Origin of the sequence: Arenibacter troitsensis (genome assembly GCF_900177645.1) — a bacterium.
Taxonomy (GTDB): Bacteria; Bacteroidota; Bacteroidia; order Flavobacteriales; family Flavobacteriaceae; genus Arenibacter; species Arenibacter troitsensis.
In genome coordinates this window covers 25,515-47,895 of record NZ_FXAO01000013.1, presented here as the reverse complement: position 1 = coordinate 47,895, position 22,381 = coordinate 25,515, and the positions used below count along the sequence as shown (strand labels likewise).

25 protein-coding genes are annotated in these 22,381 nt (G+C 39.5%); 17 read left to right on the top strand and 8 right to left on the bottom strand.

What is annotated here, in order from left to right; genetic code table 11:
- The first annotated feature begins 168 nt into the window (after positions 1-168).
- The 9 genes from B9Y87_RS20585 (at position 169) to B9Y87_RS20545 (ending at position 5,971) form a co-directional block, all read left to right on the top strand.
- Positions 169-945 carry a 3'-5' exonuclease gene (locus tag B9Y87_RS20585; RefSeq protein WP_085500837.1) on the top strand — a complete coding sequence of 259 codons (777 nt, stop codon included), beginning with the start codon at positions 169-171 and terminating at the stop codon, positions 943-945.
- Positions 946-1,044: 99 nt separating this feature from the next.
- Entirely contained in the window at positions 1,045-1,656 is a 612-nt protein-coding gene (locus tag B9Y87_RS20580) for a fumarylacetoacetate hydrolase family protein (protein WP_085500836.1), read from the top strand.
- Complete coding sequence (locus B9Y87_RS20575; RefSeq protein WP_085500835.1) at positions 1,657-1,995, top strand: Hpt domain-containing protein; 339 nt, start codon at positions 1,657-1,659, stop codon at positions 1,993-1,995.
- Positions 1,995-3,242, top strand: coding sequence for a competence/damage-inducible protein A (locus B9Y87_RS20570; protein WP_085500834.1), 1,248 nt, complete (start codon positions 1,995-1,997; stop codon positions 3,240-3,242). The genes B9Y87_RS20575 and B9Y87_RS20570 overlap by 1 nt, the downstream gene beginning before the upstream one ends.
- Positions 3,243-3,314: 72 nt before the next feature.
- Positions 3,315-3,551 (top strand): 50S ribosomal protein L28, encoded by a 237-nt coding sequence (gene rpmB, locus B9Y87_RS20565; RefSeq protein ID WP_031444792.1) that lies wholly within the window; start codon positions 3,315-3,317, stop codon positions 3,549-3,551.
- A gap of 21 nt (positions 3,552-3,572) precedes the next feature.
- A complete protein-coding gene (rpmG, locus tag B9Y87_RS20560; protein ID WP_031444791.1) occupies positions 3,573-3,755 on the top strand; it encodes a 50S ribosomal protein L33 in 183 nt (60 codons plus the stop codon).
- Between the two features lie 6 nt (positions 3,756-3,761).
- On the top strand, positions 3,762-3,914 hold the full coding sequence (locus B9Y87_RS20555; RefSeq protein WP_085500833.1) for a DUF4295 domain-containing protein: 153 nt from the start codon (positions 3,762-3,764) through the stop codon (positions 3,912-3,914).
- Positions 3,915-4,004: 90 nt separating this feature from the next.
- Positions 4,005-4,967, top strand: coding sequence for a signal recognition particle-docking protein FtsY (gene ftsY, locus B9Y87_RS20550; RefSeq protein ID WP_085500832.1), 963 nt, complete (start codon positions 4,005-4,007; stop codon positions 4,965-4,967).
- Between the two features lie 98 nt (positions 4,968-5,065).
- Positions 5,066-5,971, top strand: a complete 906-nt coding sequence (locus B9Y87_RS20545) for an alpha/beta hydrolase (RefSeq protein WP_245808766.1) — start codon at positions 5,066-5,068, stop codon at positions 5,969-5,971.
- 22 nt (positions 5,972-5,993) lie between these two features.
- On the opposite strand, the gene B9Y87_RS20540 is transcribed toward B9Y87_RS20545, so the two are convergent.
- A complete protein-coding gene (locus B9Y87_RS20540) occupies positions 5,994-7,082 on the bottom strand; it encodes a serine hydrolase domain-containing protein (RefSeq protein WP_085500830.1) in 1,089 nt (362 codons plus the stop codon).
- Between the two features lie 119 nt (positions 7,083-7,201).
- Here B9Y87_RS20540 and rimO point away from each other — a divergent pair, with 119 nt between their 5' ends.
- On the top strand, positions 7,202-8,509 hold the full coding sequence (rimO, locus tag B9Y87_RS20535) for a 30S ribosomal protein S12 methylthiotransferase RimO (protein WP_085500829.1): 1,308 nt from the start codon (positions 7,202-7,204) through the stop codon (positions 8,507-8,509).
- Positions 8,510-8,677: 168 nt separating this feature from the next.
- Complete coding sequence (locus tag B9Y87_RS20530; protein WP_085500828.1) at positions 8,678-9,622, top strand: sugar phosphate isomerase/epimerase family protein; 945 nt, start codon at positions 8,678-8,680, stop codon at positions 9,620-9,622.
- Here B9Y87_RS20530 and B9Y87_RS20525 read toward each other — a convergent pair.
- From B9Y87_RS20525 to B9Y87_RS20510, 4 genes are all read right to left on the bottom strand, one after another.
- On the bottom strand, positions 9,603-10,499 hold the full coding sequence (locus B9Y87_RS20525) for a DMT family transporter (RefSeq protein WP_085500827.1): 897 nt from the start codon (positions 10,497-10,499) through the stop codon (positions 9,603-9,605). The two genes, B9Y87_RS20530 and B9Y87_RS20525, sit on opposite strands and share 20 nt — an antisense overlap.
- An 83-nt stretch (positions 10,500-10,582) precedes the next feature.
- A complete protein-coding gene (locus B9Y87_RS20520; protein ID WP_085500826.1) occupies positions 10,583-11,098 on the bottom strand; it encodes an SRPBCC family protein in 516 nt (171 codons plus the stop codon).
- Positions 11,095-12,243: a serine hydrolase gene (locus B9Y87_RS20515; protein ID WP_085500825.1), complete on the bottom strand. Its 1,149-nt coding sequence runs from the start codon at positions 12,241-12,243 to the stop codon at positions 11,095-11,097. Before B9Y87_RS20515 ends, B9Y87_RS20520 begins: the two co-directional genes overlap by 4 nt.
- A gap of 22 nt (positions 12,244-12,265) precedes the next feature.
- Positions 12,266-12,514 (bottom strand): hypothetical protein, encoded by a 249-nt coding sequence (locus B9Y87_RS20510; RefSeq protein WP_085500824.1) that lies wholly within the window; start codon positions 12,512-12,514, stop codon positions 12,266-12,268.
- Positions 12,515-12,631: 117 nt separating this feature from the next.
- On the opposite strand from B9Y87_RS20510, the gene B9Y87_RS20505 reads away from it, so the two are divergent.
- The 6 genes from B9Y87_RS20505 to B9Y87_RS20480 all read left to right on the top strand — a co-directional run bounded on the left by B9Y87_RS20505 (position 12,632) and on the right by B9Y87_RS20480 (position 19,596).
- Positions 12,632-13,525, top strand: coding sequence for a peptidylprolyl isomerase (locus tag B9Y87_RS20505; protein WP_085500823.1), 894 nt, complete (start codon positions 12,632-12,634; stop codon positions 13,523-13,525).
- Positions 13,509-14,960, top strand: a complete 1,452-nt coding sequence (locus B9Y87_RS20500) for a peptidylprolyl isomerase (protein WP_085500860.1) — start codon at positions 13,509-13,511, stop codon at positions 14,958-14,960. The genes B9Y87_RS20505 and B9Y87_RS20500 overlap by 17 nt, the downstream gene beginning before the upstream one ends.
- 4 nt (positions 14,961-14,964) lie before the next feature.
- Complete coding sequence (locus B9Y87_RS20495) at positions 14,965-15,921, top strand: AAA family ATPase (protein WP_085500822.1); 957 nt, start codon at positions 14,965-14,967, stop codon at positions 15,919-15,921.
- A 201-nt stretch (positions 15,922-16,122) separates the two neighbouring features.
- Complete coding sequence (locus B9Y87_RS20490) at positions 16,123-18,390, top strand: aconitate hydratase (protein ID WP_085500821.1); 2,268 nt, start codon at positions 16,123-16,125, stop codon at positions 18,388-18,390.
- 77 nt (positions 18,391-18,467) lie between these two features.
- Positions 18,468-19,028, top strand: coding sequence for a TlpA family protein disulfide reductase (locus B9Y87_RS20485; protein WP_085500820.1), 561 nt, complete (start codon positions 18,468-18,470; stop codon positions 19,026-19,028).
- Positions 19,029-19,035: 7 nt separating this feature from the next.
- Entirely contained in the window at positions 19,036-19,596 is a 561-nt protein-coding gene (locus tag B9Y87_RS20480) for a TlpA family protein disulfide reductase (protein WP_085500819.1), read from the top strand.
- A gap of 18 nt (positions 19,597-19,614) precedes the next feature.
- Here B9Y87_RS20480 and B9Y87_RS20475 read toward each other — a convergent pair whose 3' ends face one another.
- From B9Y87_RS20475 to B9Y87_RS20465, 3 genes are read right to left on the bottom strand one after another with little or no spacing between them, the layout of a single operon-like run.
- A complete protein-coding gene (locus B9Y87_RS20475; RefSeq protein WP_085500818.1) occupies positions 19,615-20,073 on the bottom strand; it encodes a sterol desaturase family protein in 459 nt (152 codons plus the stop codon).
- 1 nt (position 20,074) lies between these two features.
- Positions 20,075-20,914, bottom strand: a complete 840-nt coding sequence (locus B9Y87_RS20470; RefSeq protein WP_085500817.1) for a phytoene/squalene synthase family protein — start codon at positions 20,912-20,914, stop codon at positions 20,075-20,077.
- A gap of 2 nt (positions 20,915-20,916) precedes the next feature.
- Positions 20,917-22,380, bottom strand: coding sequence for a phytoene desaturase family protein (locus B9Y87_RS20465; protein WP_085500816.1), 1,464 nt, complete (start codon positions 22,378-22,380; stop codon positions 20,917-20,919).
- Between the last annotated feature and the right edge of the window lies 1 nt (position 22,381).

Here is a 22,381-nt window from a genome sequence, read left to right as displayed (position 1 = left end):
GGTTTTGGCTTGGTTTTATAGTGCACTGGCATTGGTCTGGAGTCTACACATCCAAGTTTTATGAATATATATGGAGTTCTTTGCCCTTAAAAGGATTTTCAAGATTTTATGGGTCTATTTTTAGCCATAACCTTTGTAAAAACTATATTTGCATAAAGAACCTACAACATGCAATTAAAGCTTACAAGGCCAATTTGTTTTTTCGATTTGGAGACTACGGGTACTAATGTTGCCAAAGATAGAATAGTGGAAATAGCTATTCTAAAAGTCTATCCAAATGGGAATAAGGAGAGTAAAACATGGTTGGTTAATCCTGAAATGGAAATCCCTCCGCAAGTGGTCGCTATCCATGGCATTTCTAACGAGAAAGTAGCCAATGAACCTACATTTAAACAGCTTTCCAAGGATATTTACAAAATGATTAAGGATAGTGATTTGGGAGGCTACAATTCAGATCGATTTGATATTCCGCTTTTGGCAGAGGAAATGCTCAGGGCCGAAATAGATTTTGATATGAAGAATACCGTTTCTGTGGATGTGCAGACCATTTTTCATAAAATGGAGAAAAGAACCTTGGAGGCGGCCTATAAATTTTATTGCGACAAAAGTCTTGTAGATGCCCATAGTGCGGAGGCGGATACCTTGGCTACCTATGAAGTGCTCTTGTCACAATTGGACCGTTATCCTGAATTGGAAAACAATATTAAAAAGTTATCGGAATTTACAACGAGAAAACAATCGGTAGATTTTGCCGGGTTTATTGTATTGGATGAAGAAGGGGAGGAGATTTTCTCCTTTGGTAAGCATAAAGGTAAAAAAGTACATGCTGTTTTGGAAAATGAACCTGGATATTTTGGTTGGATCTTGAATGCCGATTTTCCATTGTATACCAAAAAGGTATTGACCCAAATAAAATTGAGCAAGTTGAACAACAAACTGGGCTAAGTGCGCTTTAAAAAGATGATTATTTTTTTTTGAAGGCTTTATTTGGGATACTGTCTAGGTTTGAATTCCAAAGCTACTTGCTAAACATTTCTATATAATATGAAGATTATTTGTATTGGTCGTAACTATGTTGATCACATAAAGGAATTGAACAACGAGAGACCTACAGATCCGGTTTTGTTTATTAAGCCGGATTCTGCTGTTTTGCCAAAAGAACAGGATTTTTATATTCCCGAGTTTTCCAATGACATACACTATGAAGTGGAAGTTTTGGTGAAAATAAAAAAAGTGGGCAAACATATAGATGCCCAATTTTCCCATACCTATTATGATGAAATTGGTTTAGGGATAGATTTTACGGCTAGGGACCTTCAGTCCCAATTAAAGGAAAAGGGATTGCCTTGGGAAAAGGCCAAGGGTTTTGATGGCTCTGCGGTGATAGGTAAATGGTTGCCGAAATCCACTCTGGGTGATGTAAACGATTTAAACTTCCAGCTTAAAAAGAACAATGAGGTTGTTCAGGAAGGGAATACCGGTTTAATGCTTTGGAAGATCGATGAAATAATTTCCTATGTTTCCAGTTTTTTTACTTTGAAAAAAGGAGATATTATTTTTACAGGTACCCCTGCCGGTGTTGGTAGAATAAGTGCAAATGATTATCTTTCGGGTACTTTGGAGAATGAACAAATGTTCTCATTAAATATAAAATAGATGATTTATAGTCTGGACAAGATCAATGAAATGGCAGATGGTGATGATGAATTCATTAAATCGGTCGTTGCTGTTTTTTTGGAAGAAGTTCCCCAGGATCTGGACGACCTGGAGAAAGCATTGGTAGTAAAAAATTATGATAGTGTATATAAATTGGCACATAAAATTAAACCCAATGTAGATTTGTTGGGCATGGAGCAGACCCGGGCTATAGCCCTTCAGATAGAAACCTTGGGAAAAAAGGAAGAAAATACCCAAGAAATTGAGCGTTTGGTGCCTTTGCTTAAAAAGGACGTAGATCAGGTGGTTTCAGAATTGAAAAACGACTTTAAGATTTAATGTTTGCTGAAATCATAACTATTGGCGATGAGATTCTCATTGGTCAAATTATAGATACAAATTCTGCCTTCATTGCCCAAGAACTTAACAAGATCGGGGTTTCCGTGTATCAGATTTCTTCGGTACAGGATGAAAGGCTGCATATACTCGAAGCTTTAAAGGAAGCAGAGGCTAGGGCCGACGTAATTATAATTACGGGTGGACTGGGTCCTACCAAGGATGATATCACTAAGCATACGCTGTGCGAGTATTTCAATGATACTTTGGTGGAAAGCAAGGAAGTGTTGGCGCATGTAGAGGCTATATTTAAAAAGCATTTGGGAATACCCTTGTTGGAAGTGAATAAAAATCAAGCTTTAGTGCCTTCCAGGTCAGATGTGCTCCACAATGAATTTGGTACGGCCCCCGGAATGTGGATTAAAAGTGAAGGGAAAGTATTTGTCTCTTTACCGGGTGTCCCCTTCGAGATGAAGAATCTAATTACTACTAAGGTAATTCCAAGAATTATAAAGGAGTTTAAGCGACCTTATATTGTGCATAAGACCATCATTACCTATGGTATAGGGGAAAGTTCCTTGGCGGATAGGATATCCTCTGTTGAAGACAATCTTCCAAGTATGGTAAAACTGGCCTATCTGCCAAGTCTTGGTTCCGTGAGGCTCAGGCTTTCTGCAAAGGGAAACGATAGTGAGCAGTTAAACGCTATGGTCAATATTGAGGCGGAAAAAATTAAAAATCTTTTGGGCGACATCATCCTTGGAGAGGCAGGGGACGAGCCAGTAGAATTTGTAATTGCCCAATTATTGACAAAAAAAGGTATGAGCTTGGGTACGGCGGAGAGTTGTACCGGAGGTAAAATAGCCCAACAGATAACCAGTATACCGGGGGCATCTGCTTATTTTAAGGGGAGTATTGTTAGTTATGCCACCGAAACCAAGATAGAATTGCTCAAGGTGTCCAAAGCTACCATTGACCAATTTTCTGTAGTAAGTGCCGAGGTTGCCGTTGAAATGGCTACCAATCTGCGTAAAATTTTAAAAACCGATTTTGCCATAGCCACTACTGGGAACGCAGGTCCAACTAAAGGGGACTCCGATGCAGAGGTAGGGACGGTGTTTATAGCGGTTGTTTCCCCTAAAGCTACGGTGGTAGAGAAATATCTCATGGGAAGCCAACGTGAAAGAATTGTGCAAAAGACTGTAAATAAGGCTTTTGAAATGCTTCAAAAAGAAATTTTAAAATTCTGACAAAGAATTTTGTCCGTCCCGTAAAATTAATTTAAATTTGCACCCTGTTTATAACAAAATAAAAGTAGAGAGATGTCAAAAGTTTGTGATGTTACTGGAAAGAGGGCCATGTTTGGGAACAATGTGTCCTTCTCGATTAATAAAACCAGAAGAAGATTTGATGTAAATCTTTCTAAAAAGCGTTTCTATATTCCAGAAGAAGATCGTTGGGTAACCTTAAAGGTTTCCGCTAAAGCTCTAAAGAGTATTAATAAAAAAGGAATTTCCGTTGTTTTGAAAGAAGCAAAGGAGAAAGGGTTAATTAAATAATCCTGAAATACTAAGATAATAATGGCAAAGAAAGGTAACAGAATTCAGGTTATTTTGGAATGTACAGAGCATAAGGAATCTGGCATGCCAGGTACTTCAAGGTACATAACCACTAAGAACAAAAAGAATACTCCAGATAGGATGGAAATTAAAAAATTCAATCCTATTCTGAAGAGAATGACAGTTCATAAAGAAATTAAATAATACGTCATGGCAAAGAAAACGGTAGCGAGTTTACAAACAAGTTCAAAAAGATTGACCAAGGCCATAAAAATGGTGAAGTCTCCTAAAACTGGAGCATACACTTTTATGGAGTCTGTAATGAGCCCAGAATTGGTAAACGACTGGTTGAAAAAAAAATAATTACCTAAATTTATTGGTGATAAAGCTACTTTCTGATGAAAGTAGCTTTTTTATTTTTATATCTTTGATGAAAAGGAACATGCCAAAAATATGAGTTTATTTAAAAAAATATTTTCCACACAAAAAAAGGAATCTTTGGACAAGGGTCTGGAAAAGACCAAAACCAATTTTTTATCCAAACTTAGTAAGGCGGTAGTAGGAAAGTCCAAGGTAGATGATGATGTTTTGGATAATTTGGAGGAGGTATTGGTTTCTTCCGATGTGGGTGTAAATACTACCTTAAAGATTATAGATCGTATAGAGGCACGTGTATCCAAGGATAAATACCTTGGGGTAGATGAGCTTAATGTTATATTAAGGGAGGAAATAGCGGGCTTGTTGTCCGAAACCAATTCTGGAAATGAAACGGAATTTACGGTACCTTTGGCGAGAAAGCCTTATGTTATCATGGTAGTTGGGGTTAATGGGGTAGGTAAGACAACCACCATTGGTAAATTGGCATATCAATTTAAAAAGCAAGGTTTAAAGGTAGTGCTCGGAGCGGCCGATACGTTTAGGGCAGCAGCAATAGACCAACTTCAGGTTTGGGCAGATCGCGTTGAAGTGCCTATCATAAAACAAAATATGGGGAGTGATCCTGCCTCAGTAGCGTTCGATACCCTAAGTTCTGCACTCAAGCAGAATGCGGACGTTGTAATAATAGATACGGCTGGAAGATTACATAATAAGGTTAATTTGATGAATGAATTGACCAAGGTGAAGCGTGTTATGCAGAAGGTGGTGGAGGGTACTCCGGATGAAGTACTACTAGTTTTGGACGGCTCTACCGGTCAGAATGCCTTTGAACAGGCAAAACAGTTTACCAAGGCTACGGAGGTAACGTCTTTGGCAGTTACAAAATTGGATGGTACGGCCAAGGGCGGTGTCGTTATTGGTATTTCCGATCAATTCCAAATTCCTGTAAAATATATAGGTGTTGGGGAAGGAATGGATGATTTGCAAGTCTTTAATAAGGTCGAATTTGTGGATTCATTTTTTAGTAAAAAAGAATGAAGGTAATCCGTAGGCTAGTTAAAGCTGTATTTTTTTTACTGCTTTTATTGCTCCTTGTCTATTTTTTGGGTCCCAAGGTAGATAAACCTCTTTTGACCATGGATCTTCCTGCAATGGAAACGGATTTGACTAAACTTCAAAATAGTATTTTAGAAAAGGAAAGGTTAAATACCAAAATCAAGGCAAATAACGAAGCACAAATCCTTTGGTACGATTCTATTCCCCGCAAAACAGAGTATTCCATTCTTTATCTTCATGGTTGGTCCGCCAGTCATGAGGAAGGTGCACCACTGCACAGGGAGCTGGGACAAAGGTATGGTGCCAATGTATACTTGCCCCGTCTGGAAGGGCACGGTATCCAGGAAGAACAGGCCATGCTTCAATTAACGGCGACGGACTACTTCGAATCTGCCAAGGAGGCTTTGGCCGTAGCTAAACAGATTGGAGATAAGGTAATTGTAATGGGTACTTCCACAGGGGGTACGCTAGCTCTTTATTTGGCCCAAGGGGATAAGGATATTGCCAGTCTTCTTTTGTATTCCCCGAATATTAGGATCTATGATCCCTCGGCTTTCCTATTGTCTGGACCATGGGGATTGGAGATTGCCAAAACCATTATGGACAGCGACTTTTATGAATCTGAAGCCGATTCCCTAAAACAGAGTTATTGGACTACTAAATATAGGGTGGAGGCCTTGACACAGTTACAGGCTTTGTTGGATGAAACAATGAAACCGGAAGTCTTTCAGCACATCGATCAACCCACCTTCTTAGGATATTACTATAAAAACGAGGAAGAACAGGATAAGGTAGTCTCGGTTTCCGCCTTGTTGGAAATGTACGAAGAATTGGGTGTAGATAGCAGCTTAAAACGGAAAGTGGCTTTTCCGGAGGTAGGAAACCACGTAATGACGTCCTATATTACTTCAAAGGATTTGGAATCTGTAAAAAGGGAAACCATAGGGTTCTTGGAAGATGTGGTTCATCTTCAGCCTGTGAAATAGTGATTTTTGATACCTGCGGATTTTAGTTGATCAATTCATTTATTTTTTCCCACAAATCGTTGTCAAAGCTAGTAGGTCCCAATTCATCTTCATTTGCGGAATCGCCCATTCGTATAATTACCAATCCTTTACTTGGTACCACATATAGTTTTTGGTCAAATGCACCGAGTCCGGCTATTAGATCGTCCGGAGCATTGGGTATCAGTTTTCCAGGGAACAGTTCTTCGGAACCAGGTATTCTATAACTACTTTTTCCATTGAGCCACCAGAGATAGCCATATGACTTGTTCAGTTCTTGGGAGGTCGTGGTCATTTCTGTAAAATAGTTGGGGTCGTCCAGAATTGGGGTGTCTTCCCATATGCCTTTGTTGAGGCTCAACAGTCCAAACCTTGCCATGCTTCTGGCATTGCTAAAATAAAGATTAAGATATCCCGTCTTTATCCAAGATCCCTGCATCCCAATTTTGTCCCGAACCTTTTCATAAAAATATTCTTTATATTCCTCATTAACGGCTCCGCTTATAATATTATCCAATAAGGTATAGGCTGCATTGTGGTAGTACCAAAAGCTATTGGGCTCATCTTTGTATATTAAACACTCCACATCGGTGCAAAAACTATTTTCACCAGTGAAATCAAGGCCCGATGTCATGGTAAGATGATTTTTTACGGTAATCTGCACTTCTTGTTCAGGGGTCAATGAGGACCAGCCCGTTCCCATATAGTCGGACGAGGCATGGTCTATGTCTAGATAACCTTCCTTTTGGGCAATTCCTACGGTAAAGGCGGTCAAAGTTTTGGCTGCCGAGTTCCAAGAGTGGTTTTTAGAGGCGTTAAAGCTTCCAAAGTATTTTTCCAAAACAATTTTTCCATTCTTTAAAAGGATAAAGGCTTCTGTTTTATTTGTCTCCAAGTAATCATATAGAGGTTGCTCGGCACTTGTATTCCAATTCAGCTCCTCAAGGGACACGGTTTCCCATTCGTTCGAATTTATTGGGGGAAAATACAAGGTTTCCTCCGGTGGAACTGGCACTTGGTCATCATTCCCTTTAGAGCATCCCACTAAACAGGAAAAAAGGAATAAACTACAAATTAGAAATTGGTTTTTCATAGTGCTTTATGAATTAGAGTTCAATTGGTTATAAAGGTTTAACGTTAAAAGAATAAAAAAAGATATATTCGGACTACAATCTTTTTTCAAGTTGTACTTTTGCACTTTATTTGAAAAATATGCGTACTAAATCACTTAAGAAGAATAGGATTAATGTTGTAACCTTGGGGTGTTCCAAGAATGTGTACGATTCAGAGGTGTTGATGGGTCAACTAAGGGCCAATAACAAGGAAGTCGTGCATGAGGAGGAAGGGAATGTGGTAGTGATAAACACTTGTGGTTTTATTGCCAATGCCAAGGAAGAGAGTGTCAATACCATTTTGGAATACGTTCAAAAAAAGGAAGCAGGGGAAGTAGACAAGGTATTTGTTACAGGTTGCTTAAGTGAGCGCTATAAACCAGATCTTCAAAAAGAGATTCCTAATGTGGATGAGTATTTCGGAACTAGTGAATTGCCTAATTTGTTAAAGGCCCTGGGTGCCGATTATAAGCACGAACTTATTGGGGAGCGGCTAACGACCACTCCTAAAAATTACGCTTATCTAAAAATTGCGGAAGGATGTGATCGTCCTTGTTCTTTTTGTGCCATACCCATTATGCGGGGCAAGCATAAGAGTACTCCTATAGAGGATTTGGTAATCGAAGCTAATAAATTGGCGGCCAAAGGGGTGAAGGAATTGATTCTCATTGCCCAAGATCTTACCTATTATGGATTGGACCTTTATAAGAAAAGGAATTTGGCGGAATTGTTGAACGAATTGGTGAAAGTGGATGGTATTGAATGGATTCGATTGCATTATGCTTTCCCTGCCGGATTTCCTATGGATGTCCTGGAAGTGATGAAACGCGAACCTAAGGTTTGTAATTATTTGGATATTCCTTTGCAGCATATTTCTGATGCCATATTAAAGAGTATGCGGAGGGGAACAACTCAGGCCAAAACAACCAAATTGTTGAAGGACTTTAGGGCTGCAGTACCAGAAATGACCATTAGGACTACCCTTATCGTAGGTTATCCAGGCGAGACGGAGGAAGATTTTCAAACTTTGAAAAGTTGGGTAGAAGAAATGCGTTTTGAAAGGTTGGGATGCTTTACCTATAGCCATGAAGAAAATACGCATGCCTATAATTTGGTAGACGATGTTCCTGAGGAAGTGAAACAACAAAGGGCTTCGGAGATCATGGAGCTTCAATCACAGATTTCGTGGGAGTTGAACCAAGAAAAAGTGGGTAAAACTCTGCGTTGTATCATAGACCGTAAGGAAGGCAAGTATTTTGTAGGTCGATCAGAGTTCGATTCTCCCGATGTAGATAACGAAGTCTTGGTGGATGCAACAAGGCATTATTTGAAAGTAGGGGAATTTGTTGATCTTCATATTTTTGAAGCTGCAGATTTTGACCTCTATGGGGAACCTATTCAAGCTTAACCTATTAAATTTTAGTTCCAATTCATGGCAAAGGCCAGGGGATAATAGATCTTTGCTACGTTTGGAAACTTATGGGTTGGATTATTGAAACTATAACCGTCGGTTCTTGCCAGTAAGTGGGACAAACTTCACTTTTTTTCATATTTTAGTCGAATAACTGACTATAATATGAATCGCAGATCCTTTATTGCAGGCGCAGCCACTGCTAGTGTGGCAACAATTTCATTGGCCAACACCTTGCCCTTGGAAATTCCGAAGAAAGAAAAAAGATATCAAAACGGACAGAGTCCGTGGCCCATCTGTTTGGATACAGCGACCATTAGACCCGCCAAGGGCCTGGAAAAAAAGGTAGAGATTGCTATAGCGGCAGGTTACGATGCCATAGAACCTTGGGACAGCGATTTGGCTGAATATGAGAAAAGCGGAGGCGATCTTAAGAAATTAGGCGCTAAAATAAAGGAAGCCGGACTGTTCGTACCCAGTATGATAGGTCTTTGGGGCTGTATTCCCCAGAATGAGGAAGAATTTCAAAAGTCCTTGCCAGCTACTAAAAATAGAATGAGAATGGCATCGGAAATAGGTTGCACCTATGTACAGGCCATACCCAATCAGGTTGGGGAGAATTATGATGTTGCCTTTGTTGCCTCTTGTTACCGCAGATTGTTGGAAATTGGGATAACAGAGTATAATGTAATACCGGCACTGGTGTTTGTTAAGATGTTTCCGCTCAAGACTATGGGGCAGGCAACGGCGGTTGCTCTGGATGCCAACCATCCTAAAGCCAAAATAATACCGGATGTATATCATATGTATATTTCGGAAGGAGGATTTGAAGGTTTAAGACTTTTGAACGGCGATATATTCGCTATTTTTCAATTTAACGATGCTCCCAAAGGAATGGAAATAGCCGATATGGAGGATAAGCATAGGGTTTTTCCGGGTGACGGAATTTTGCCACTGCCACAAATTTTAAAAGACCTTAAAACCACTGGTTTCAACGGTTGTATTTCCTTGGAGTTGTACAATCCGGAGTACCACAGTATGGATTTGTTGGAGGTGGCCAAGACCGGACTGCAAAAGACATTGAAAGTTATTAAAGAGGCGGGAGTTTAGCCTTTTTTCCCATGGGTAAAACAAGTGGTTTGTCGTAAAAGGTGATTCGTATTCCAAATAGTAAAATAATGCCTCCGAGAATCATTTGTGGGGTAATTAGCTCGTTGAGAAATATCCAAGCCAATATTGCGGCCAAGATGGCCTGAGCCAATAGACTTAATGCGACTCTTGTGGCCCGCATATGTTGGGTGGAATAGCTGATGGATAACCAGGCCAACAACTGGCAGACCAATCCTTGGATGACAAGTACAAACCAACCAATGTTGGAGAAGCCGTTGAAAGGCTCCCCAAGGGCATACGATAGGATCCCCAAAAAGAATGAAGAGGAAATTAGGCTTAGGGTCATAAAGTTTAATACAGATATTTTGGCGAGGACTTCCTTACTGATTAGGATATAGATGGCATAGAATACCCCGGATAATACTCCAAAACTAAAACCAATATCAAAAGAAAGATGGGCAAAGAATTTAAAGCCTACCAAGGTGACCATTCCTAATAGTGCAATAACGGTACCTATCCAAAAATTAAGGGAGGGTTTGGGTTTTAAAAAGAAAAATGTACCGATGCCCACCCAAACCGGAGATAGGTTGGTCAGGAACGATGCTTGTGTGGCCGTGGATTCCTGAATGGCAATATTCCAAACTGCCACATCAGAACCAAAACATATTCCGCAAATAACGGTAAGCAATAACGTTCTTCGATCCGGGATTTCCAATTGTTTTGTAAATAGGACATAAGGTAAGATTATGCTTAGGGCGATAGCCATACGGTAGAAGGCGGAAATAAGGCCTGGGGTATAATTTAATTTCACCAATACTGGGAATATGGAAATACAGACTATTCCAACAATTAGAGCGATACGTGGTTTTGTTATCATTTTTGAAAAATGCGCAAAAATAGGAAATAAGAAGAATTGTTGTTGACCATATACCAGTTAAAACCTTGTGAAATTGATTCCCCCTAAATATTCACAAATTCAAATCCTGCCAGAGGTTGGTGTCGCAGGTCATTTTGTGTTTCATTCAACAAAATGCCATATTCCAAATAGGCCTTAAGATTTGCCAGCCAGAAGGTCCATCCGTTGCTGCAGCCATAATGGATGTTCAATTTGCTCTTGTCGTCCGTAGGTATATGGTATTGCTTCAAGGTTAATAGTATATCATGGCCGCAGTCCTCGAGCGAAACCGAAACCTTACATACATTGGCAAAGGTAATTTCAAAAAAATCCGTGCCGTTCGCCTTTGTTACTGTTCCTTTTTCCTGACCGTCCCAATTGTACCATTCCCAGATATAGCTGTCCCCTTCGGCAATCTGATGATGTGCAGCCTTGGGGTGTCCATCAGGAGATGTATAAGTGGCCTTGCTCAAAAACCAAGAGGTAATCCCTTCGGCCGTACACCAGGCCCAATAAATTTTTTCCATATTGGTTTTGATGTATATTTTTTTAGTGAAAGAGTCAAAACTTAAAGCTGTCATTGTCGTTGTTTTTGTGCTATTTCCAGATGGTAGATCTCTCTTCCCAATTGCGCCAAAAACGGAAGTCCAATAGTTTCATACTCATAAGAATTATCGTTAAATATCCCATTTTCATTGGCCAAAAGAGTGGCAGTTAGTATAAATTCTACATTATTTTTACTGTCAGATATATAGGCGCAATCCGTAATTGTGCCATAGGCATTGCCTACTTTATTGTATATTTTGAGATATTCGGGAATGGTATCCCTGGTATCTCCAAACATAAAAAACTTGCAATAACCGTCGTAATAATCCATTTCATCGTACCCTATTTTTCTTGGAGGGTCGCTCATGGCCTTCAGGAGAAATCTATGTTGATCGGGACTAAGGTTGAATCGTTTGTTCTTTGGGAATTGTTCCGGGAAAATGATCCTTTTTAAGACCTCGTTCTGGGTACTTATTGGAAAATAATTTTTTAAGCTAAAATCGAATGGTTCATTAACTAGGGCGTTTTCTTCGTAATAGGCCCTACCTTTTTTAATCCTGTTCAGGTCCAAGGGGACGGGGGGGTTGTTTACGCTCGGTTTTAACCAGGTTAATGTGGTGTCGTTTAAGTAGACTATAAGTGGCTTTGTAGTTACCTCAAAAGCATTGTCCGTTGAAAGTCGATGGGAGATTCGGACAGGTGCTATACCTTTGTCCTTCAATTTTTTGTTTATTCGGTCTTGACCTAAAAATTCCAAAAGTCTATTATTGGCCTCATTGTCGCTTACTGCAAAAATCTTGGAGATTTCGCAGGCAAATGTGGTTTCCAGAGAATCACCCTCCACATAAAATTGGGTGTAAAGATCTAGGGAATCCATTTCGTTGAGCTTTTCCAAGGCAAGTAGGGCCGTTAGGATTTTAACCGTGCTTGCTGGGTAGAAGTAGTTGCTGTCGTTTACCTGAAAATTAAAGTCCGTAAAAACTATACTATCCTTTATACGGTCTATTCGGGTATATCTTACTTGCAGCTCATGTTTTGCCAAGCTATCCATAACATTCCTTATTTTGGAATTGTTGGAGTTTAGGGCAATTTTCAATAAATCCGGGTCTTCAGTAGGGGTGGCACATGATAGAAGCAAGTTAGTGATGGTTGCAATGAATAAAAAGAATCTACTGCCCATAGGTCTGTTTCTTGTTTTTTGTTTAGTCAATCGGGGTGTAGACCTCACCGCGATGCGGTTTTAGGGCATCCCTAACGGCAATCATCTCTGATTCGCTTACAACGAGATAGGCAATGGAGTGCATACTGCTTAGGTCTTTGTTCCCTGTAATGTTGAAAGTTAAATTTTGGGCCAGCACATAGTCTTCAAGATGTATTTTATGATGTTTCGCCGTGTTCTGGGCCGATTCCCCTCTAAAATCCCAAATTAGTTTTATTTGTCTTTCCGCCATGGAATAAAATTAATAATAAAAGAAATAAAATGTGCAGTAAACCTGTCTATAAATGTAGGGGAATTTTATTGGGAAACAAGGACTTGCATAATGCTGCTTAATTGCTAAATTTGCGGAATGGATTTTTGTGAAATAAAGCTGGAAAAAATCTCAATATTTTTAATGAGTGTGGTTTTGCTATGCACGTGTATATCCTGTGATTCCCTTTTTAATAAAAAGGAAGACAAAATTCCAGTGGCTAGGGTAGGGGAAACGTATTTGTACAAGGAGGATTTAAAAGAGTTGCTTCTGACCAATATGTCCAAAGAAGATAGTACTTCTCTGGTTAATAACTATATTAATAATTGGGCTTACAAACAACTTTTGCTTTCCAAGGCCAAAATAAATCTTCCTGAGGAGAAATTGGAATATTTTGAGCAATTGGTCTCCAATTACAGAACAGATTTATATACAGGCGCTTATAAGGAGGCATTGGTCCTCCAATCCCACGATACCGTTGTTACACGTACCCAGCTCACTGAGTTTTACGAACGGGAAAAGGAAAATTTTAAGCTAAAGGAACGGATAATACAGTTGAGGTTCGTGGAATTGCCTACGCAATATTTGGACAAGGATTTGGTTGCCAATAAATTGAGGAATTTTAAAGAGGCGGATAAGCGCTATTTGGATTCTATAAGTGTGCAATTTAGAAAGGTAAATTTTAACGATTCAATTTGGGTGAGCGCTTTTCGGGTTATGGAGGAAATTACTCCGTTAACCACTGAAAATCAGGATAAGTACTTAAAAAAATCACAATTTTTTGAATTACAGGATTCTTTAGGGGTATATTTGGGGAAGATAAACGATATGTTGGAAATCAACGACATTGCTCCCCTTACGTATATTGAACCTACCATTAAGCAACTGCTTTTAAATAGAAGGAAGTTGGATTATATGAAAAAATTGGAAGTGGAGGTAATGGATGAAGCTATTAAAGAAAAAGAATTTGAAGTTTATGAACAAGGTAATTAAATCAGGTTTAACCCTTTCTATTTTATTTTTGACAGGGATAATGAGCGCTCAGGAATCGGAAACTCTTCCTGACACCCAGGTAGAACCGCAGGAGGTAATTGTTGAGGAATCCATGATTTCCAAGAACGATTCGGTAAACAATTTTAAAAGGATAAAATTGGATGGAATAGCCGCAGTGGTGGGCGACTATGTAATCTTGGAGTCGGATATAGAAAAAACTTTGATAGACCTCAAAAGTCAAGGGGCTTCCACTGCCGATGTTACCAGATGTAGTCTTTTGGGCAAATTAATGGAAGATCGTCTATATGCGCACCAAGCGGTTCAGGACAGTATTTTGGTTTCGGATGATGAGGTAAATGCCCAAGGGGATCGACAATTGCAGCAATTGGTATCCCAGATCGGCTCTATGGATAAGGTCTTAAATTATTACAAAAAGGATGATGAGGCCAGTTTTCGTGAAGAACTGTACAAGATTAACAAGCTAAGAATGCTTTCCGAAAAAATGCAGAACAAGATTGTTTCGGAAATAGAGATTACCCCAGAGGAGGTTAGGCAGTTCTTTAATAAGATTCCAGTTGATGAAAGACCTGTTTTTGGTGCCGAGTTGGAGATTGCCCAAATCGTAAAACAACCTAAGGCTTCAGAGGAAGAAAAACAAAAGGTTATAGATAAACTGAACGAGATCAAAGCCGACATTGAGGAAAATGATGCTAGTTTTAGCGTAAAGGCCATCTTGTATTCCCAAGATCCTGGATCCAAATCCAAGGGTGGATTTTACAGTATGACGCGTGAGACCCAGTTTGTAAAGGAATTTAAGGATGTGGCTTTTAGTTTGAGGGAAGGTGAGATTTCTGACCCATTCGAAACCGAATTTGGTTATCATATTATATATGTGGAAAAAATTAGGGGCAGAGAGCTGGATCTAAGGCATATTCTTATCACCCCGGAAATATCCCAAAAAGAGTTGGACAACGCAAAGAAGGAATTGGATAGTATAAGGCAGGGGGTTTTGGATGGTAAATTTACATTTGCTGCCGCAGCTTTAAACTTTTCGGACGAAAAGGAAACCAAGTTTGATGGAGGTTTGTTAAGAAATCCGCAGGATTACAGTTCCAGATTTGAGCTTACCAAAATGGAGCCATCCCTCTACAATCAAGTTAGGGATATTAAGGACAATGAAATTTCCAGGCCAATACTGGAAAATGATCCACGGGGAGGTGCTCCCAAGTACAAGATTATGAAGATCACCAATCGTTATGATGAACACGTTGCAGATTTTGCTAAGGATTATATAAAGATTCAGGAATTGGCGCTTAGGGAAAAGCAGTATAACGCCATTAAAAAATGGATGGATGAGCATATTGAAGATACCTATGTGAGTGTTAATTCCGGGAATAAAGAATGTGATTTTGCAAATAATTGGGTAAAGGAATAAATGCATGTCGGACGTAGCTGCAATTAAGGCTCTAGTAGAAAAAAATAAGGTTCTTAAACAAGAAATTGCCAAAATCATAGTTGGGCAGGAGGAAGTAGTAGACCAAATATTGCTTTCGGTCTATACTGGGGGGCATTCTCTACTTATTGGAGTTCCCGGATTGGCCAAGACCCTCATGGTAAATACAATTGCCTCTGCATTGGGATTGGGTTTTAAAAGGATTCAATTTACCCCCGATCTTATGCCTAGTGATATTCTAGGGAGTGAGGTGCTGGATCAGAATAGAAATTTCAAATTCATAAAAGGGCCAATTTTTTCCAATATTGTTCTGGCCGACGAAATAAACCGTACCCCTCCCAAAACCCAAGCGGCCTTATTGGAGGCTATGCAGGAAAGAGCGGTGACCATAGCTGGCAATCAATATAAATTGGATCTTCCCTATTATGTTTTAGCTACCCAGAACCCAATTGAACAGGAAGGTACCTATCCATTGCCAGAAGCACAGTTGGATCGTTTTATGTTTGCCATAGAATTGAAATATCCATCTATTGCGGAGGAAATAAAAGTTGTAAAGGAAACAACTTCCGATTATAAGCATGAAATTACTCCTTTGTTTACACCTGGTGAAATAATGGACATTCAGCATTTGGTTCGTAGAATTCCGGTTCCCGACAATGTGGTGGAATATGCGGTTAAATTGGTAAATAGTACAAGGCCAAATCAAGACAATGCTTCGGAATTTGTAAAACAGTTCATTGATTGGGGAGCGGGACCCAGGGCTTCCCAGAATTTAATATTGGGAGCCAAGGCCCATGCTGCCGTAAATGGTAAATTTTCTCCGGATATTGAAGATGTCAAAGCAGTGTCCGTAGGAATCCTAAGACATCGGATAATTAAAAATTATAAGGCGGAAGCTGAAGGAATTTCCGAAGAGGATATTATTCGAAAGCTCTTATCGTAGGGAAAAAATAAGCCGCATCTTCATGACTTTTATAGGCTGAAAAAAAAGGAAATTTATTGCATTTACATTCCTATAATGGCAATCTTTTTTATAATTACATAAAATTGGTGTATTCTTGAAGTATTCTTAGTTTAAAAGTTTTATAAACGTAAGGTATTTTCTTAATTTTGAAGAATAACTTAAACTAAAATTTTATAGATAATGGCATTCGATATTGATATGATTAAAAAGGTGTATGCCGACATGTCCGAGCGTGTTGATAAGGCACGTGAAATTGTTGGAAAACCTTTGACCCTTTCAGAGAAAATTTTGTATTCCCACTTATGGGACGGTACGCCCACCAAGGCGTTTAAAAGAGGTAAGGACTATGTTGATTTTGCACCGGATCGAATCGCTTGTCAAGATGCTACTGCGCAAATGGCATTGTTGCAATTTATGCAGGCTGGAAAACCAAAAGTAGCGGTACCAACTACCGTTCATTGTGATCACCTTATACAGGCAAAAAGTGGAGCCGTGGCAGATTTGAAAGTGGCCAATACTTCCAGTGCCGAAGTCTTTAATTTTTTGGAATCCGTTTCCAATAAGTACGGAATTGGTTTTTGGAAGCCGGGTGCAGGTATCATTCACCAAGTTGTTCTAGAAAACTATGCCTTTCCTGGAGGAATGATGATAGGGACCGATTCCCATACGGTTAATGCAGGTGGACTGGGAATGGTTGCCATAGGTGTTGGTGGTGCGGATGCTGTGGATGTAATGGCCGGAATGGCTTGGGAACTTAAGTTTCCAAAATTGATAGGAGTAAAATTAACGGGTAATATCTCAGGCTGGACATCTGCCAAGGATGTTATATTAAAGGTGGCTGGTATATTGACCGTAAAAGGTGGTACTGGAGCCATCATAGAATATTTTGGTGAAGGTGCTAAAAACCTTTCCTGTACCGGTAAGGGGACCATATGTAACATGGGTGCCGAAGTTGGGGCTACCACTTCTACCTTTGGCTATGATGCCTCTATGGAAAGATATTTAAGGGCTACCGATAGAAATGATGTTGCCGATGCAGCAAATGCGGTTAAGGATTACTTAACGGCAGATCCTGAGGTATATGCCAATCCAGAAAAATATTTTGATGAAATTATAGAAATAGATTTGGACACACTTAAGCCACATCTTAATGGTCCGTTCACCCCGGATTTAGCTACTCCGGTAGGACAGTTGGGAGAAAAGGCGAAAGCTAATGGATGGCCTTTAAAAGTGGATTGGGGTCTAATAGGTTCTTGTACCAATTCTTCTTATGAAGATTTGACCAGGGCTGCCTCTATTGCGAAGCAGGCGGTTGATAAAAAGATAAAGCCAAAATCCGATTTTGGTATCAACCCAGGATCTGAGCAAATTAGATATACAGCGGAGCGTGATGGTTTGTTGCAGATATTCGAAAATTTGGGAGCTACGGTATTTACCAATGCCTGTGGTCCGTGTATAGGACAATGGGATCGTAGTGATCTAAAAGGTGATGAGAAGAATACCATAGTGCATTCCTTTAACCGTAACTTTTCCAAAAGGGCGGATGGAAATCCAAATACCCATGCCTTTGTTGGATCCCCGGAAATGGTGGCGGCTATTGCAATTTCAGGTAGATTGGATTTTGATCCCATGAACGATACGTTGATCAATGAGGACGGGGAAGAAGTTAAATTGGACGAGCCTTTGGGAATTGAGTTGCCTCCAAAAGGGTTTGAAGTAGAGGATGCAGGTTATTTGGCACCTATGGAAGATGGCTCTGGCGTTCAGGTAAAGGTAGATCCCAAATCTGAGCGTTTGCAATTATTAGATCCATTTATTCCTATAAAACCAGAAAGTCTTCAAGGAGCTAAATTATTGATCAAAGCTTTTGGAAAATGTACTACAGACCACATTTCCATGGCTGGTCCTTGGTTGCGCTTTAGAGGTCATTTGGACAATATTGCCAACAATACTTTGATTGGAGCGGTAAATGCCTTCAATAAAAAGACAAATTTTGTAAAGAATCAGCTTACTGGTGAATATGGAGGTGTTCCTGACGCACAAAGGGCTTATAAGGCGGCCGGAATAAAAACGGTAGTTGTGGGAGATCATAACTATGGAGAAGGTTCTTCACGTGAACATGCCGCCATGCAGCCAAGACATTTGGGTGTTGCCGTGGTTATCGTTAAATCTTTTGCACGTATCCATGAAACCAACCTTAAGAAGCAAGGTATGTTGGGGCTCACCTTTGCCAATGAAAGTGATTATGACTTAATTCAAGAGGATGATACCTTCAACTTTATCGATATAAAGGATTTTGCTCCAGACAAGCAAATTACCTTGGAATTGGTACATAAAGATGGTACCAAGGACACCATTAAATTGAACCATACCTATAACCAATCCCAGATTGAATGGTTTAACGAAGGTTCTGCCCTTAACGTTATAAAAAGGGAAAACGCGGCATAATTTTGTGCTGTAAATACTTTATAAAAACTCCTGATATTCATCGGGAGTTTTTTAGTTTTGACAAAAGGATAAATTAAATGAAAATTCGTAGGAAAACTGTTTTGAACATTGCCATAATGGCTTTAATTCTATCTTTTTTTGTGACGCCTTTGGGCGATTATAGCAAGGTTTTGTTAAATAAATGGTTCTCCTTTTCTCCAGAAGTTACCAAAGAAATCAATAGGGGGCAGATTAAGGATTACAATTGGAAGCTAAAGGATGCCAATTGGAATTTTTTCAATTTTAAAAAGTCAAAAGGTCGTGTGGTATTTATTAATTTTTGGAGGTCTTGGAATATTCCAAGTGAGGCCGAAGTGGAAAGTATTCAAAAATTATATGACGATTATAAGGGTAAGATAGATTTCTATATCATTACCAATGAGGAAAGGGAACCGGTAGAGAAATTTATGGAGGAACATGGCTTTACCTTTCCGGTAACCTATTCCATAGTGGGCGATCCGATGCCTGTGGATGGTTCCAAGCCACCACGATCCTATTTGTTGGATAAAGAGGGAAGGATAGTGATTAGCAAGGAAGGGGTAGCGGATTGGGACAATGATAAGGTGAAGGCCATTTTGGACGATCTTATTGCTAAATAGGTAATGTATGGTACCCAACAAGAAATGGATTGTTAACGGAGTTTTTGTTCTTGCCGTTATTCTGTTGGTTTTAACTCCCGTAGGTTTTAAAATAAAGGTTTTTGCCAGTAAATTGTTGTCCACTAGTGCTGCCATGGTGAAGGAGGGGATGCAGGTTTCTTTGGATTCCTATCAATGGAAATTGACCGATTTGCAAAATAGGCCATTCGATTTTGAAGCTCAAAGAGGAAGGGTAATCCTTGTGAATTTTTGGGCTACTTGGTGCCCGCCCTGTGTAGCCGAAATGCCTAGTATGCAAAAACTTTACGATGATTATGGGGATAAGGTTACCTTTATGTTCGTGACTTCAGACGACCGTCAAAAAGTGGAGAACTTTTTAAAAAGAAAGAATTTGAATCTCCCCGTTTACTATCCAAATTCCGAAACACCCGAAACACTTAAATCCAAACTCCTTCCAACCACCTACATCATAAATAGTAAAGGTGAAATTGTAGTGGCAGAAACTGGTGCTGCCGATTGGAACAGTAATAAAACGAGAGCCCTTATAGATGACTTGTTGAGCCAGTAAGCGGAGGAAACTCCAATTTTATTTTTCTTTTTTTTGGAAATATTTAAAAGGGACCATTAACATTCCATAGCATTCGCCATCCTCTTTCCCTAAATGTTTATGATGCATTTTGTGTGCTCTTCTTACCCCTTTGGCATACCAATTATTTGCGTTTCTGAACAATTTGAATCTTTGGTGTATAAAAATATCATGGACTAGGAAGTAAGCGACGCCATACGCCAAAATACCGAAGCCTAAGGGCCAACCATACCAAAAGTCGGTTTGTGAACCCAACCAAAAGAAAGTCATGCTAACGGCTGCATAGAACAAAAAAAATGCATCGTTCCTTTCAAACCATAAATCGTGGTCCTTTTTGTGGTGATCCCTGTGCAGGGACCATAAGAAACCATGCATGATATATTTATGGGTAAACCATGCCATAAATTCCATAAAGGAAAAAGTAGCCAAGAAAATTAAAATCCATATCAACATTTTCATCCTAAACGAGTTTTAATTTATAGTTAATGTACGAATTGACCAATAATCCAATTTTTTGCGGATTGGAAACCCTTATTCTAGTACGTATGATCTTGGTTGAAGGGGTCTCCTGTAATTTTTTCAACAACTTATAATAATACTTATATGCCGTATATACTCCGAATTTAGCTTCACGTGGCAATTGAACTATACCGGAGTATCCCAATTTAAAATCGGCTTTTATTTCATCCACTATTTTGTTTTTTTCTTCCTCTGTAAGATTTTGAAGATTGGTGTTAGGGAAATAAGTTCTGTTCAAATCTTCAAAATCTGTTTTCATATCCCTTAAAAAATTCACCTTTTGAAAAGCAGATCCTAGGGCCATGGCAGAGAGTTGGAGTTTTTCGTACTCTATTTTGTCTCCCTTTACAAATACCATTAGGCACATAAGACCAACAACATCGGCGGAGCCATAGATATACTCCTTGTACTGGCTATCCGAAAGACAAATCCCTTTTTTCAAGTCCATCCGCATACTCTTCAGGAATGAGGTTACCAAATGCAGTGGAATGTCATAGTTGTGGAAGGTATGTTGAAAGGAGTTTAGAATGGGGTTAAGACTTATTTTGTGTTCCAGTGCATCCTTCAAATCCTCCTCAAATTTATTCAATAAAAACAACTTATCATAATGGTGAAAACTGTCCACAATTTCATCGGCGAATCGGACAAAGCCATAAATATTATATATATCCCCTCTTATGCAAGGAGCCAACATTTTGGTGGCCAAGGAAAAGGAGGTGCTGTAATAATGGGTAACGAGCTTACTGCATTCTTGGGAAACGACATCAAAAATAGATTTCATAATTATGTTTTTTGATGTTTAACAATAAGTTCTGAAACCAATTTTCCGGAAATCAGGGCCGGTGGTACACCTGGGCCGGGAACGGTGAGCTGGCCGGTAAAAAATAGATTATCTACTTTTTTGCTGTGTAATTTGGGTCTAAGAAAGGCTGTTTGTAAAAGGGTATTGGCCATACCATAGGCATTTCCCTTATAGGAATTGTATTGGTCTATAAAATCATTTACACAAAAGTCTTCCTTAAAAAGGATACTGCTTTTTACTTGTTGACCGGTAAGTTTTTGAAATCTGTTTAAAATAATATCAAAATACTTATTTCGGAGTTCTTGGGTGTCCTCTAAATCTGGGGCAATGGGAATTAGGAAAAAGCCTGTTTCGCAACCTTCAGGAGCCATTGTGGAATCCGTAATGGACGGAAAATTGGCATAGAAGAGGGGTGCTTCCGGCCATTTGGGGTCGTCATATATTTCTTGGGCGTGTTGCTCAAAGCTGGTATCGAAAAATAAGTTATGATGGGATACGTTTTGTAACTTTTTGTTAAACCCCACATAAAACAATAAGGATGACGGGGCAAAGGTCTTTTTGTTCCAGTAAGCTTCGGAGTATTGACGAAACTCTGGGTCCAACAGCGTTTCCGAATGGTGGTAATCGGCACCGCTCAATACTACATCTGCTTTAATACTGTTTCCGTTAACTATAATGCCGGTGGCCCTGCCCTTGGCTACTTCTATCTTTGTTACGGCATGATCGGTATTAATTTTGACTCCCAATTCCAAGGCCAAATGCTCCATAGCTCTAATTACCTGGTACATTCCGCCTTGGGGATGCCAAGTGCCTAGTCCAAAATCGGCAAAATTCATAAAACTGTAAAAGGATGGGGTTTTGCTGGGTTTGGCCCCTAGGAATAGCACTGGAAACTCTAGGGTGGAAATTAGTTTTGGATTTTTAAAGCGTTTACGGACCTCGTCACTAATAGATTTAAAGAACTGGTCCAAGCGTATCATAGTATCCTTGCTTACCAATTCCAAAGGGGAAAGGCCTGGGCGAAGTACTATCTTGTGTATGGCGATTTCATAATTGTCCTGTGCTTTTTTAATGAACTTCCGCAATGGTACTGCACTCCCTTCTTCAATTCGTTCAAATTCTTCGCAAATTTTGTCCATACTATCCCCTATGGTAACGACATCGTCTGAAAAGTAAATATTATAGGCGGGATCCAGCTTATCCAGTTGATAGTAGTCCGATGTTTTTTTTCCAAAATCATTAAAAAAGCGTTCAAATATATCTGGCATCCAATACCAACTTGGTCCCATATCAAAAGTAAAACCTTCCCGGATAAATTGTCTTGCTCGGCCTCCTACGGTTTTGTTCTTTTCATAAATAGACACATCGTATCCCTGTTGTGCCAAGTAGCAGGAGGCAGAAAGGGATGCAAAACCAGATCCGATGATAATAACTCTTTTGTCCATA